The organism is Rhizobium sp. SVR5-9E (assembly GCF_056755095.1).
Genome location: NZ_JBNDHS010000074.1, coordinates 1 through 13,588 on the forward strand (window position 1 = coordinate 1; position 13,588 = coordinate 13,588).

The following is a 13,588-nucleotide window of genomic DNA, read 5'->3' on the forward strand; positions in this document are numbered from 1 at the left end:
GCAGCCAGTCGCCGCTGCGGTTCACGACAATCTGCTGGCGCACGAAGGTGCCCGGCACGTCGCAGAGAACATAGGCCGGTGCGAAGGTCTTGCCGCCATCCTCGGAAATCCGGCATTTGACAACTGCGCCATCCTGATCGCCGGACGTCTGCGAGGTATAGAGCAGCCAGACCCGGCCATCCGGCGCGGTGAAAATCAACGGATTCTGCTCGGATTTCGCCGGATCATCCGACATCTTCTCCGGCTTGGACCAGCGATCGGCTCCCGGCGCAAGCCGCGACATGTAAATGGAGATGTCACCCATGCCCTCCATCGTGCCGCCGAACCAGACGCAGGTAAGCGTGCCGTCGGCCAGGAAAGCGAGGTTGGCGGCATGGTTTTGAATGCACGGAGACGGCAGATAGGCATCGAAACGGCCGGGCTGAGCGCCATTTGGCCGAAGCGTCCCATCCATCAGAGCCGGAACCTCCTCCGGCAGCAGGCCTGTAGCTTGCATGAGTTTCCTCCCTTACGGCAGCTTCGCGTAACCTTCGGCGAGCGTCGCATATTCGGCATCGCTGAGCGGCACCAGCGGCGGCCGCGTACGCTTCCAGGCAGTATTGCCGGTCTTCAGACCGACCATGGCCTTGATCGTCGGGATCTGGACATAGGAGTTCGACAGCGTGCGGAAGGCGTTGATGCGCGCCTGCGCAGCTTCGACCTCGGCAGCACGCGTCTCGTCATGAACATGATCGTAGACGGTGCGCAGCGAATTCGCGACGAGGTTGGAGGTTGCGGTGATGCAGCCGGCGCCGCCGGCCTTCAGAAGCGGCAGCAGCAGCGGATCGGCACCGCAGAGCACCGAGAAGCCCGGGCAGGCCGCGATAATTGCCTGCATGTTGTTGAAATCGCCTGCAGATTCCTTGATGCCGACCACGGTTTCAGGGAAGGCCTCGACCAGCCGGCTGATCAGCGGAATGGAGAGCGGAACGCCGGAAACCTGCGGAATATGATAGAGGATCACCTGGAGGCGGCTGTCGCCGATCTTCTCCAGCACCTGCGCATAGGCGGCGAACAGCCCGTCGTCGGAGACGCCCTTGTAGTAGAAGGGCGGCAGCATCACCACCTTGGTAACGCCGAGCGAGAGCGCATGCTTGGTGAGTTCGACCGTCTCCGGAATGGCAACCACGCCGGTGCCGGGCAGAAGCTGGTCCGCGGGGATGCCGGCCTCAAGCGCCGCTTCGAGGATGGTGCGCCGCTCGGCCGAAGAGAAGGAGTTGGCCTCGCCGGTGGTGCCAAGCAACGCGACGCCGTGGCAACCTTCGCTGATCAGCCTCCGGCAGTGTTCGGTGAAGAGGCCGAGATCGGGGCTGCCATCGGCATTGAGAGGGGTCGTGGCGGCGCTGTAGACGCCTGTAATCTTGTGATCGCTCAAAGTATCCTCCTCTTCAAACCGGGCCTTCCCGGCACGTTCCTACCGTGCTGAATTCATCGCAACGTGCCGGAGTTGTCAATCTTACAAATTTTAGAAAACCGCGCGTTGGATTTTAATTTATTGATTTTTCTATATTAATTATTGAGTTATGCGGTTTCGACGGTCGCTTCGTTATTTTTTATTGACAGATTTACATTATCGCGCAACTCTTTACGCCATGTCGCGCGGCTTCGGGGAGGGTCTTTCGAACAAGCGCGCTGCTTGCCACGGAGGAGCAAATGACAATTCGCAACGACCAAAGCATTTCGCAGATTTCCCGCCGCGAAGCCCTCAAGCTTGGGCTGGCCGCCGGCGTCGGCTTCACTCTTTTCGGCGCAAGCGCCCGCATCGTGAAGGCGCAGGAAGGCCAGGTGCTTAAGGCTATCAACCCGGCTTTCGACCAGGACTGGTCGCCGCTGCGCGGCGGCGGCAGAACCTTTCGCTGGAATTCCTTCTGGTGGGCCTCGCCGATGTATTTCGACGCCGACGGCAAGCTGAAGCCCTACGTCTTCACGAGCTGGGAATCGCCCGACAAGAAGGTCTGGACCTTCAAGATCGATCCGAAGGCCGTGTTCTCCGATGGCAGCAAGATTACCTCGGCCGATATCAAGGGTTCGTGGGAAGTCGCTTCCATGCCGAACACCAAGAGCCAGCGCGCCGACCAGGTGCTGAGCAAGGTTCAAGGCTACAAGGAACTCGGCGCAGGCTCTGCCACGGAGATCTCCGGTGTTGCCACCCCGGACGAGGGTACGGTCGTCGTCACGCTGACCGAAGCTGACCCGATCTTCTTCATGCGCCTTGCCAACCACATCATCCCGATCACCAAGGCTTCGCAGTCCAAGGGCAGCGATGGCGAGGAAGTCGCAGACTGGTACAAGCCCGACAACAGTGCGGTCTATTCCGGCCCGTTCAAGCTGACCGCGATCGATATCGACGCCGGCACGCTGACCTTCGAGCCGAACGAGAACTTCTTCGGACCGAAGCCGAAGCTCGCCCGCATCGAGATTGCCTCAATCGAAGACAACGTCACGGCAACGCAGCTCATCAAGTCGGGCGAATACAATGCCCATACGGAGCTCGTCACCTCGACGATCATCCAGGATCTTGGCCCGGAATTCTCCGCCGGCCCGATCATTCCGACGAGCCAGCATTTCTGGTTCAACATCTCCCGCGCGCCAATGGACGACCCGAAGGTGCGCCAGGCGCTGATCATGGCGGTCGATCGCGACGGCCTGTTCAAGGCCTCCTATCCCGATGGACCGCACAAGAAGGCGGACCAGATCCTGAACTCGGTTCCGGGCGCCGACAATTCCGGCTTCGAGCCCTTCCCTTACGATCCGGAAGGCGCCAAAAAGCTTTTGGCGGAATCGAAGTATGGTGGACCGGAACGTCTGCCGAAGATCATGTTCGTCGGCATTTCGGCTCCGGCGATCGAGGCAGCTGCACAGTTCATCGCCGAGCAGTGGCGCCAGAACCTCGGCATCACCGCCGTTGACATGAAGCCGCAGCAAGACGCCTATGCGGGACCGGACCAGAACTCCGTGCAGATCTTCCGCGACGACGTCGGCACGCGCGTTCCCGATGCAGCTTCCTATCTTGCCGGCTCCATCGCCTCCACCTCGTCCAACGCCCAGAACAAGCTCGGCGGCTACAAGAACGACAAGGTGGACAGCCTGCTTGCCGAGGCTGCGACCAAGTCCACCGACGATCCGGACCGCGTGAAGCTCGCCCAGGAGGCACAGAAGGCGTTCCGCGAGGATTGGGCGTTCATTCCGTGGTATTCTCAGGCGATGTCCCGCTGGGCAACCAAGGACGTCAAGGCCATGGAGAAGAACCTTGACTGGCAGGTCGTGGCGCCCTGGGACGTTTCCATCGGCTGACCGCAACGACCAAGGCCGCCTGAGACGGCCTGACATCGGCGCGAAGGCCGCAGGGTCTTCGCGCATCTTTCGAGAAGAACCGGCCATCTGCGGTGTTCCCGCCAGTCATGCGCCGGGCAAGAGTGGGAGGTGGCCTTGCTACGCTATGTGCTAACGCGGTTCGCCATCTGGATACCGTCGGTACTGGTCGTGATGATGGCCGTCTATGCGATGGCCTTCTACGGCGCCGGCGATCCGATCAAACTGATCTTCCTTCGCGCGCCGGGCGACGTCGCCTATAATCCGCAGAAGATCGAAGCCATCCGCGAGAGCGCCGGTCTTAACAAGCCTTTCATCGAGCAATTCGGCCTTTACATCTGGAACCTGCTGCATGGCCAGTTCGGCAATTCACTGACCTCCGGCCGTTCGGTCTGGGCAATGGTTTCGGCCGCAGCACCGGTCTCCTTCCAGCTCGCGCTCTGTGCCATCGTCCTGACGGCCGTGGTGGCGATTCCGCTCGGCATGCTTGCCGCGCTCAACCAGAACAGCCGCATCGACTACACGATCCTCGGTTCGGCGCTCTTCCTCTGGGCGGTCCCCGCCTATGTCGCCGGCCCGCTTCTGATGGTGGGGCTGATCGTGCTTCTGCCGATGATCAAGGTGCCCTATGGCTGGGGTGGCATCTTCGACGTGCGCATCATCCTGCCGCTCATCGTGCTGTCCTTCCAGCCGATCGCGCTCATCGTGCGCCAGACGCGCGCCGCCGTCATCGAGGTGCTGTCGGAAGATTTCGTCCGCACCGCCCGCGCCAAGGGCGTGCCGGAGATTGTCGTCGCGCTGAAGCATATCCTGCGCCCGGTGCTGACACCGGTCGTCACCCAGCTCGGCCTCATCATGATCACGATCGTCAACGGCGCGATCTTCGTCGAGCTCGTCTTCGGTCTTCCGGGCCTCGGCCGGTTGACCGTGCAGGCACTCACCAATTCCGATTATCCCGTCATTCTTGCGATCACGCTGATCGGGTCTTTCCTGGTCATGGTGTCGAACCTGCTGGTCGATGTGCTCTATCCGCTGCTCGATCCGCGCGCCGGCGATTCGAGAAGGAGCCGCTGATCATGTCCGCCATTCCCCTCTCCACGGTCGAGACGGTCGACGAGCCGCCGGTCAACCTATGGCGCGATGCCTGGCACCGCCTGAAGCGCAACAAGCTCGCGCTCTTCGGCCTCGCCGTCGTGCTGATCCTCGGCTTCGCGGCGATCTTCGGTCCCTATCTCACGCCGTACGATTATCTGAGCCAGGATCTCGCAGCCAGAAACTCGGCCCCTTCCCTCTCGCATCTCTTCGGGACGGATGATCTCGGCCGCGATGTCTTCAGCCGCGTCGTCTACGGCACGCGCACCGCCTTCCTGGTCGCCGTCATCGTCACCGTCTTCGCGGTGCTGATCGGGCTTACTCTTGGCGCTGTTGCCGGCTTCTTCGGCAATCCCTTCGACCGCGTCATCATGTGGCTGACGGATGTGACGATGTCGGTCCCCAATCTTCTGCTCGTCGTCGTCATCAACGCCTCGCTGAAGTCGCCGATCACTAGGTGGATGGAAGCGCGCTACCTGGAGACGCTCAACCCCTTCTACCGCCAGACGGTATGGGTAGATTTCATCCTCGTCTTCGGATCGATGGCGCTGATCTCCTGGCCACCCTATGCCCGCCTGGTACGCGCGCAGGTGCTTTCCATCCGCAACAGGCCCTATATCACGGCGGCGCAGGCGCTCGGTCTGTCGAACTGGATCATCATCAAGCGCTATATCGTGCCGAATGCGCTGGGTCCGCTGATCGTCTCCGTCAGCGCCGGTCTCGGCACTGCCATGGTTCTCGAAAGCGCCTTCAGCTTCCTCGGTGTTGGCGTCAATCCGCCGACGCCCAGTTGGGGTAACATGATCTCGGACGGCCTGCGTGTCTGGCAGCACTATCCGCATCTCCTTGCCGCCCCGGCGGCCGTGCTCGGCCTTGCCTCGGTTGCCTTCAGCTTCCTCGGCGATGGCCTCAACGATGCACTCAATCCGCGGGGGAGCAAGTGATGAACACCAAGACGAATGAGCGCCTTCTCGACGTCCGCGACCTCACCGTCGAGATCGAAACCAGGCGTGGCCCAGCCGTGGTGGTCGACGGTATCGACCTTCACGTGAACAAGGGCGAAACCCTTGGCGTCGTCGGCGAATCCGGCTGCGGTAAAAGTCTGACCATGCTGAGCCTAATGCGGCTCCTGCCGAACAAGATCAAGGTCACCAAGGGGAGCGCAGATTTCAACGGCCGCGACCTGCAGAAGATGTCGAATTCGGAGCTGCGCAAGGTGCGAGGCGGCGATATCGGCTTCGTCTTCCAGGACCCGATGACCTCGCTCAACCCGGTCATGCGCGTCGGCGACCAGATCTGCGAGCCGCTGATCTATCACAGCAAGATAAGCAAGGCGGAGGCCTGCGCCCGTGCCGTCGAGTTGCTGCGCCTCGTCGGCATCCCAGGCCCGGAAGAGCGGCTGATGGCTTATCCGCACGAGCTTTCGGGCGGCATGCGCCAGCGCGTGATGATCGCGATCGGCCTTGCCTGCAATCCGAAGCTTTTGATCGCCGACGAGCCGACCACGGCGCTCGACGTGACGATCCAGGCGCAGATCGTCGATCTCGTGAAGGAACTGCGGGCCAAGCTCGGCATGTCCGTCGTCTGGATCACCCACGATCTGGCGCTGATCGCCGGTCTCGTCGATCGCGTCGCCGTTCTCTATGCCGGCACCGTCGTCGAGGATGCACCGGTGGACGAGCTTTATGCCCGCCCGAGCCATCCTTACACGCGCGGCCTGCTTTCCTCGATCCCCAAGCTTTCGGATGCGCCGGCAAGCCGGCTTAGTTCGATCGGCGGGACGCCGCCGGAGCCCGGTCGCCGGCCGAAGGGATGTCCGTTTGCGCCGCGTTGTCCGCTGGCCGAGGCGATCTGCCACGAGCAGGTGCCCAAGCTCGAGCCACTCGCCGGCGCCAGCGATCACCGCGCCGCATGTTTCGTCGTTCAGAGAATGCAGGAGGCTGCATGATGGGTGCGCAACCGCTCCTCAAGGTCGAAGGCCTGGTCAAGCATTTCCACGTCAAGCTCGGCGCCTTCGGAGAACGCGCGGCCACCGTCTATGCGCTCGACAACGTCGACCTCGACATCATGGAAGGCGAGACGCTCTCCCTCGTCGGTGAATCCGGCTGCGGCAAATCGACGACCGGCTTCACCATCCTCAATCTTTATCGCGCCACCAGCGGCCGGGTCGTCTACAAGGGCCAGGATCTGGCCACGCTCGGCGAGAAGCAGATGCGTCCCTTCCGGCGCGACCTGCAGATCGTCTTCCAGGATCCCTATTCGACGCTCAATCCCCGCATGACGATCGGCGAGGCGATCGCCGAACCCATCCTCTTCCACAAGCTCGCCACGAAGGCAGAGCTGAAGGACCGCGTCGCGGCCCTCCTGACCGATGTCGGTCTGCCGCCACGCTTTGCGCAGCGCTATCCGCACGAGCTTTCCGGCGGCCAGCGCCAGCGTGTCGCGATCGCCCGCGCGCTCGCCTGCCAGCCGAAATTCATCGTCTGCGACGAGGCGATCTCGGCGCTCGACGTCTCGATCCAGGCGCAGATCATCAACCTGCTACTCGACCTGCAGGAAAAATACGGCCTAACCTACCTCTTCATCGCCCATGATCTCGCCGTCGTACGCCATATCAGCACCCGCGTCGGCGTCATGTATCTCGGTCGGCTGGCCGAGCTTGCGACGCGCGAGGAGCTTTTCGACAACCCGCTGCATCCCTATACAAAGGCGCTGCTTTCGGCTGTGCCCGAAACCGACCCGGAGCATGAGAGGAACCGCAAGCGCCAGATCCTGCAGGGCGATGTGCCGAGCCCCCTCAGCCCGCCATCCGGTTGCCGCTTCCATACACGCTGCCCGATCGCCATGGAGGTCTGCAGCAAGGTGGTGCCGGCTTGGACGGAGGCAAAGCCCGGCCATCTCGTCGCCTGCCATGCCGTCAATCCGGGACAGACCGCATGAGCTTGAAGGCTGCCGTGATCGCCGATGATCTGACGGGCTCGCTCGACACCGGCACGCCCTTCGTCGAGGCGGGCCTGTCTGTCGCCGTCGCCGTGGACGCAGGGGCGATCGAGGAAGCCATTGCCACAGGCGCTGAAGTGGTCGTCGTCAACACGGCCTCGCGGGCGCTTTCCGGCGACGAGGCGACCAAAGTGGTCCGGGCCGCCGGTCAAAAGCTTGCGGCTGCGGCTCCGGCGATCGTCATGAAGAAGATCGATTCCAGGCTGAAGGGAAATGTCGCCGCCGAAAGTGCGGCGCTTGCTGGCGTATTCGAGCGCGAAAGCATCCTGATTGCACCGGCAATCCCGGATCAGCAACGGTTTACCTCCGGCGGCTCTGTCGTCGGACGCGGCGTCGACACGCCCTTGCCGATTGCCGCTCTCTTTGCCGGACGCTCCGAAAGACTCGCGATTGGGGATGCCGAAAGCGATGCGGACCTCGACCGGATCGTGGCGGAAAACGACTGGGCATCGGTTCTCGCCGTCGGGGCGCGCGGTCTTGGCGCCGCCCTCGCCCGCCATCTCGGCCGCGGCCACGCCGGTACCCAGCACCAGGGTTTCGAAGTTCGGGCGGAAACGCTCTTTGCGTTCGGCTCGCGCGATCCGATCACCGCCCGCCAGATGGAACGGCTGGAAAGTTCCGGAACCCTGGCGACCGTGATCGATGCACCGATGGGAGAAGTCGAACCGGTCGGGAATATACGGCTGCCTGCGCTCTTGCGTTGCACAGGAGAAATATCGCATGAGGCTGCGCAGGTCGCGGCGCGCTTTGCGCAGGGTGTGAAATCGGTCATAGTTGTGACGGGGCCGGAAATGCTGATGGTCGGCGGCGGGGATACCGCGCTTGCCGTCTTTCGCGGATTGGGGGTGCGGGTCGTTCGGCCGAAAGGCGAGATCGAAGCCGGCATTCCCTGGTTCGATCTGACCGATGGCGCAGGACGGCAGTTCCGTTGCGCCATCAAGTCGGGAGGCTTTGGCAATTCCGATAGTTTGCTAAGACTGGTTCCCCGAAATCAGGCGGCATAGACGGATGCCAGCAGGGAGAATGAGAGTGGATGAAGCGAACGGCGCATCAGTGAATTCGCAGGCGGGGGCACCGCCGCGGCCGGAACGCGGCAAGGCCGTGAAACTGGTCGACCGCGTTTTCGACCAGCTCCTGGAGCGCATCCGGACCGGCAATTATCCGCCGGATTCCCGTCTGCCGGGCGAGCACGAGCTTGCTTCGATGCTCGGCGTTTCACGTCCGATCGTCCGCGATGCCTTGGCCCGACTGCGTGAACAAGGGATCGTCTACGCCCGTCAGGGAGCCGGCACCTTCGTCAGCGCACAGGGCTCGCCGACGGCGCAGCTCGCCTATTCGCCGGTCAAGACGATCGCCGATATCCAGCGCTGCTACGAATTCCGCCTGACGATCGAGCCGGCGGCCGCCTATTTCGCGGCCAAACGCCGGGATGAGGCAGCGCTTCAGAAGATCGCCGACGCGCTTGCCGATCTGAGGGAAGCGACCAGCCACCAGCTGCATCGCGCCGATGCCGACTTCATCTTCCATCGCGCCGTCACCGAGGCTGCCAACAATCACTATTACACCGCCTCGATCGACGCCCTGAAAGCGCATATCGCCGTCGGCATGCATCTTCACGGCCTCTCGCTGCTCGGCCCCCGCCAGGGCCTCGAACAGGTATTCCAGGAGCACAATGCCATCTACAAGGCCATTGCCGAGGGCAGAGCCGACGAGGCGCGCGACCTGATGCGCGCGCATCTCGAAGGCTCCCGAGACCGCCTTTTCGAAGGCCGCGTGCTCGATCTGTCCTTCTGAGGTCTTTCGAAGTTTCGCATCGACACCGGGGAGGTCGCGCCTTCGAGGACGAGGAGCTGCAGGCTGCTCTCCTTCGCATCCCAGCCACCTTGCGAGAAAACCTTTTCCCGCTTGACAAGCGTCGTGGTAAAAGCTTTTCTCATCTCAGGTGCGACGGAGGAGCAGCTGATACTCACGGGGAAAAAAACAGGCAGGACCACCATTCACGAAGTGGCGAGGGCTGCCGGAATTAGCATATCGACAGCATCGAAAGCGCTGAACGATACCGGCCGAATGACCGATGACACGCGTGAACGCGTGAAGCGTATCGCCGCGGAGATCGGATACCGGCCGAATGCCTTGGCAAGGGGTCTCCTCAGCAAGCGGAGCTTCACGATCGGACTCCTGACGAACGACACTTACGGCCGCTTCACGCTGCCGGTCATGGCGGGCATATCCGAGGCTCTCGTCGATCACGGCGTTTCGGTTTTCCTGTGCGCGATCGAAGACGATCCCGCTCTCGGCCAGGTTCATGTCGAGGCGATGCTCGACAAACAGGTGGACGGGATAATCGCGACGGGAAAGCGTCTTGACAGACGGTTGCCGGTGGATTTGTCCAATTTGCATGTGCCGGTCGTCTACGCCTTCACGGAGGGAGCGCCAGATAGCGTGAGCTTCCGGTCGGATGACGAGCAAGGTGCCAGGCTGGCGGTCGAGTGGCTGCGCAAGCTTGGACGGCGACGGATCGTCCATATCACCGGGCCCGAGGACTTCTTCTCGGTTCGCGAGCGTGCGGCCTCCTACCGGGCGATCGTCGGTCGGGATGCGGAAGTCATGTCTGGCGTCTGGTCCGAGAGCTGGGGCCACGATGCGATAGCGGCGATATGGAACCGCGCTGCGGAGAGACCGGATGGGATCTTCTGCGGCAACGATCAGATCGCACGGGGCGTCATCGATGCTCTGCGGGAGAGAGGCATCAAGGTTCCGCAGGACGTCTCGGTGGTCGGCTTCGACAATTGGGAGATCGTCGCGGCCCAGACGCGGCCGCCGCTGACGACGGTGGACATGGAATTGAGGGAATTGGGACGTCAGGCGGGGCTTACGGTTCTTGCCCTGGCGGAAGGCCGGATGGTGGAGCCCGGCATCAGGAAATTGCCGTGCAGGCTTATCGTGCGGCAGTCATGCGGGGGGGACACCCTCGGAATATAGCAACGGCGCGAAGGAGACGCGCCATATTGGGAGGAGTGCCATGATCAAGCGTCTTTTGTTGGCGACGAGCGTTGCCACCCTCTGCCTGGCGTCCGGCGCCTCGGCAGCCGAAAAAATCGAAATGTGGGTCCGGACCGGCATCGGCGATGCCTTCAAGAAGGTCGTCGAGGCCTACAACACCAGCCACGAGAACCAGGTCGTCGCGACCGAAGTGCCCTTCAGTGAACTGGTACAAAAATATGCGACCGCGATCGCCGGCGGCCAGGCGCCCGATGCACTGTCGATGGATCTGATCTACACACCGGCCTTTGCCGCCGCCGGTCAGCTCGAGGACCTCACCGACTGGGCCAAGCAGCTTCCCTATTTCAATTCGCTTTCGCCCTCGCATGTGCGCCTCGGCACCTACCAGGACCGCATCTACGGCCTGCCGCTCTCCGTCGAGACCTCGGTCTTCGCCTGGAACAAGGATCTCTACAAGAAGGCCGGGCTCGATCCTGAAAAGGCACCGGCCACATGGGAAGAGATTACGGCCAACGCAGAGAAGATCCGCAAGCTCGGCGACGATACCTACGGCTTCTATTTCTCCGGCGGCAGCTGCGGCGGTTGCATGATCTTCACCTTCACGCCACTCGTCTGGGGCGCGGGCGCCGATATTCTCTCTGAGGACGGCAAGACTGCGACGCTCGATACGCCGCAGATGCGCAAGGCCGTCGATATCTATCGCAACATGGTCAAGAAGGACCTCGTGCCGGCAGGTGCGGCAAGCGACAATGGCGTTAACTTCCTGACTTTCCCGAACGGCAAGATCGGGCAGCAGAGCCTCGGCGCCTTCGCGATCGGCACCCTGGTGACCCAGCATCCCGAGATCAACTTCGGCGTGACGCTGATCCCCAGCGTCGACGGCAAGCCTTCTTCCTTTGCGGGCGGCGATAACTTCGTCATCACCAAGGGCACGAAGAAGCTCGACGGCGTGAAGGAATTCCTCGAATACATCTATTCCATGGACGGCCAGAAGGTGATGGCAAAATACGGCAGCCTGCCGACGCGCGGCGACATAGCCGAGCAGGTGCTCGCAGGTCTCGATCCGCGGATGCAGGTGGGGTTGAAGGCGATCTCTGTTGCCAAGACGCCCTATACGCTGCAGTTCAACGACCTCATCAACAGCGCCAACGGTCCCTGGGCGACATTCACCAATGCCGCGATCTACGGCGACGACGTCGATGGAGCCTTCTCGAATGCACAATCCGAGATGCAGTCGATCATAGACAGCGGCCAATAATCTCTCCCGGCCGTGGCCGGGGAGCGGTGGCAGTTCCCCGGCCGACCCCTCGACTGATCGACATCATGAAATGCGGAGGTTTCGATGACCGGTTCCGGTGCGCAGCGCATAGGCGCAGCCCGAAGACGGCGGAAGTCGCAGTGGCGCGGCCTTCTCTACATTGCGCCGGCCATGGCGCTCGTCATCGTCTTCTTCGTCATGCCCGTGCTCTTCACCGGCTGGATGAGCCTCCACAACTGGCCGCTGATGGGTGCCTCCCGCTGGATCGGCTTTGCCAACTATACCCGCATGTTCCACGACAACCGCTTCATGGCCGCGCTCAATTTCACGGCCTATTATACGGTGATCGTCACCATTGCTATCTTCGCCGTCGCCTTTCCTCTGGCGCTCTTCGTTGAGCGGCAACGCCGCTTCGTCGGCACCTATCGCACCATCATCTTCCTGCCGGTCGTCGTCGGGCTTGCCACCGCATCGCTGCTCTGGGTGTGGCTTGCCAATGTCGATAGCGGCTTCTTCGGTCCGGCTTTGCGCGCGCTCGGCATCGTCGAGCGCAGCCCGAACATCATGGCGAACTTTGACACCGCCTTCCTGACGATCATCGTGATGGTGGTCTGGAAGATCGCCGGCTTCACTATGATCATCCTGCTTACCGGTCTGCAGGCGATCCCGGCGGAGCTGACGGAGGCCGCGCGAATCGACGGCGCCGGTCGCTGGCAGCGGTTCAGGCACCTGACGCTGCCGCTGATGCGCCGCACGATCGCGCTGGCGCTCATCGTCTCCGTCACCGGCTCGATCCTCGCATTCGACCAGTTCTACATCATGACGTCAGGCGGGCCGCAGAACAAGATGATCTCGGTCGTCTACTACATCTTCAACCAATCCTTCGTGTCCTTCAATCTCGGCTATGGCGCAGCACTCTCGATCGCCCTGCTCGCCATCCTTGTCGCGATCAGCATCGTGCAGCTCTGGCTGTTGCGGGTCGGGGAGGAAAGGCCATGATCTCAACCAAGGAAAGACGCGCGCGCAAGGCCCTCCGCGCCGCCTCCGCCTATCATGTGACGGGTATCGCCATTTCCATCTTCTTCCTGGCGCCCTTCGTCATCACGCTGCTTGCCTCCTTCCGGCACGGGACGGAGTCCGGCCTGCCGCCCCTACCGCCATGGCCGACGAGCGGCGTGAGCTTGGATGCCTATGCCGTGCTCGACAGCTTCGGTGCCGGCATATGGCGGCATATGGTCAATTCGCTTTTCGTCTCGCTGGCGACGGTGGTCCTGACCGTCGCCGTCAGCCTGCTTGCCGGCTACGGCTTCTCCCGTTACCGCTTCCCGCTGAAGAACGCCCTTTTCGTGCTGATCATCGCCACGCTGATGATCCCGTTCCAGTCGATCCTGACGCCCCTCTTCATCATCCTCGCCAGGCTCGGCCTCAACAATTCGCTGCTCGGGCTGACGCTCGTCTATGTGACACTGCAGTTGCCCTTTTCCGTCTTCATGATGCGCAATGCCTTCGACGCCGTGCCGAAGGAAATCGAGGAGGCAGCGCGCATAGACGGCGCCCGCGACCTCAAGCTGCTTGCCCGGGTACTTTTGCCGCTGGTGCTTCCGGGCGTCGCGACGGTTGCGATCTTTGCCTTCCTGAATGCCTGGAACGAATTCCTGGCCGCCCTCGTGCTGCTCTCCAGCAACGAGAAATACACGCTGCCCGTCCTCATGACGGCAGTTCGTGCCGGCCGGCTCGGCGCGGTCAACTGGGGAGCGGTCCAGGCCGGCGTCATCGTCATGACGATCCCCTGCCTGATCGTCTTCCTGCTCCTGCAACGCTACTACATGCGCGGGCTGATGGCCGGCGCGGTGAAATGATGATCTTTCAACGAAACGGATGAAG

General features: G+C 62.3%; 13 protein-coding genes. 11 read left to right on the forward strand and 2 right to left on the reverse strand.

Annotated features, from left to right (window positions below):
* Together ACPYOJ_RS25610 and ACPYOJ_RS25615 are read right to left on the reverse strand one after the other, a co-directional pair.
* Positions 1–496, reverse strand: a 496-nt coding sequence (locus ACPYOJ_RS25610; RefSeq protein WP_481418757.1) for an exo-alpha-sialidase, incomplete at its 3' end; no start/stop codon positions are given.
* Between the two features lie 12 nt (positions 497–508).
* Entirely contained in the window at positions 509–1,414 is a 906-nt protein-coding gene (locus ACPYOJ_RS25615; protein WP_481418758.1) for a dihydrodipicolinate synthase family protein, read from the reverse strand.
* 278 nt (positions 1,415–1,692) lie between these two features.
* Here ACPYOJ_RS25615 and ACPYOJ_RS25620 point away from each other — a divergent pair, with 278 nt between their 5' ends.
* The 11 genes from ACPYOJ_RS25620 to ACPYOJ_RS25670 all read left to right on the forward strand — a co-directional run bounded on the left by ACPYOJ_RS25620 (position 1,693) and on the right by ACPYOJ_RS25670 (position 13,563).
* Entirely contained in the window at positions 1,693–3,333 is a 1,641-nt protein-coding gene (locus ACPYOJ_RS25620) for an ABC transporter substrate-binding protein (RefSeq protein ID WP_481418759.1), read from the forward strand.
* Between the two features lie 135 nt (positions 3,334–3,468).
* Positions 3,469–4,425 carry an ABC transporter permease gene (locus ACPYOJ_RS25625; protein ID WP_481418760.1) on the forward strand — a complete coding sequence of 319 codons (957 nt, stop codon included), beginning with the start codon at positions 3,469–3,471 and terminating at the stop codon, positions 4,423–4,425.
* Positions 4,426–4,427: 2 nt separating this feature from the next.
* Complete coding sequence (locus tag ACPYOJ_RS25630) at positions 4,428–5,387, forward strand: ABC transporter permease (protein WP_481418761.1); 960 nt, start codon at positions 4,428–4,430, stop codon at positions 5,385–5,387.
* Entirely contained in the window at positions 5,387–6,391 is a 1,005-nt protein-coding gene (locus tag ACPYOJ_RS25635) for an ABC transporter ATP-binding protein (protein WP_481418762.1), read from the forward strand. Before ACPYOJ_RS25630 ends, ACPYOJ_RS25635 begins: the two co-directional genes overlap by 1 nt.
* Entirely contained in the window at positions 6,391–7,383 is a 993-nt protein-coding gene (locus ACPYOJ_RS25640; RefSeq protein WP_481418763.1) for an ABC transporter ATP-binding protein, read from the forward strand. The genes ACPYOJ_RS25635 and ACPYOJ_RS25640 overlap by 1 nt, the downstream gene beginning before the upstream one ends.
* The gene (locus ACPYOJ_RS25645) at positions 7,380–8,447 is read left to right on the forward strand and encodes a four-carbon acid sugar kinase family protein (protein WP_481418764.1); all 1,068 of its coding nucleotides are present in this window, start codon (positions 7,380–7,382) and stop codon (positions 8,445–8,447) included. Before ACPYOJ_RS25640 ends, ACPYOJ_RS25645 begins: the two co-directional genes overlap by 4 nt.
* Before the next feature lie 25 nt (positions 8,448–8,472).
* Positions 8,473–9,237 (forward strand): FadR/GntR family transcriptional regulator, encoded by a 765-nt coding sequence (locus ACPYOJ_RS25650; RefSeq protein ID WP_481418765.1) that lies wholly within the window; start codon positions 8,473–8,475, stop codon positions 9,235–9,237.
* A gap of 123 nt (positions 9,238–9,360) precedes the next feature.
* A complete protein-coding gene (locus tag ACPYOJ_RS25655; protein ID WP_481418766.1) occupies positions 9,361–10,425 on the forward strand; it encodes a LacI family DNA-binding transcriptional regulator in 1,065 nt (354 codons plus the stop codon).
* A 40-nt stretch (positions 10,426–10,465) separates the two neighbouring features.
* Complete coding sequence (locus ACPYOJ_RS25660) at positions 10,466–11,704, forward strand: ABC transporter substrate-binding protein (RefSeq protein ID WP_481418767.1); 1,239 nt, start codon at positions 10,466–10,468, stop codon at positions 11,702–11,704.
* 84 nt (positions 11,705–11,788) lie between these two features.
* Positions 11,789–12,703, forward strand: coding sequence for a carbohydrate ABC transporter permease (locus ACPYOJ_RS25665; RefSeq protein ID WP_481418768.1), 915 nt, complete (start codon positions 11,789–11,791; stop codon positions 12,701–12,703).
* Positions 12,700–13,563, forward strand: coding sequence for a carbohydrate ABC transporter permease (locus ACPYOJ_RS25670; protein WP_481418769.1), 864 nt, complete (start codon positions 12,700–12,702; stop codon positions 13,561–13,563). Before ACPYOJ_RS25665 ends, ACPYOJ_RS25670 begins: the two co-directional genes overlap by 4 nt.
* Positions 13,564–13,588 lie beyond the last annotated feature (25 nt).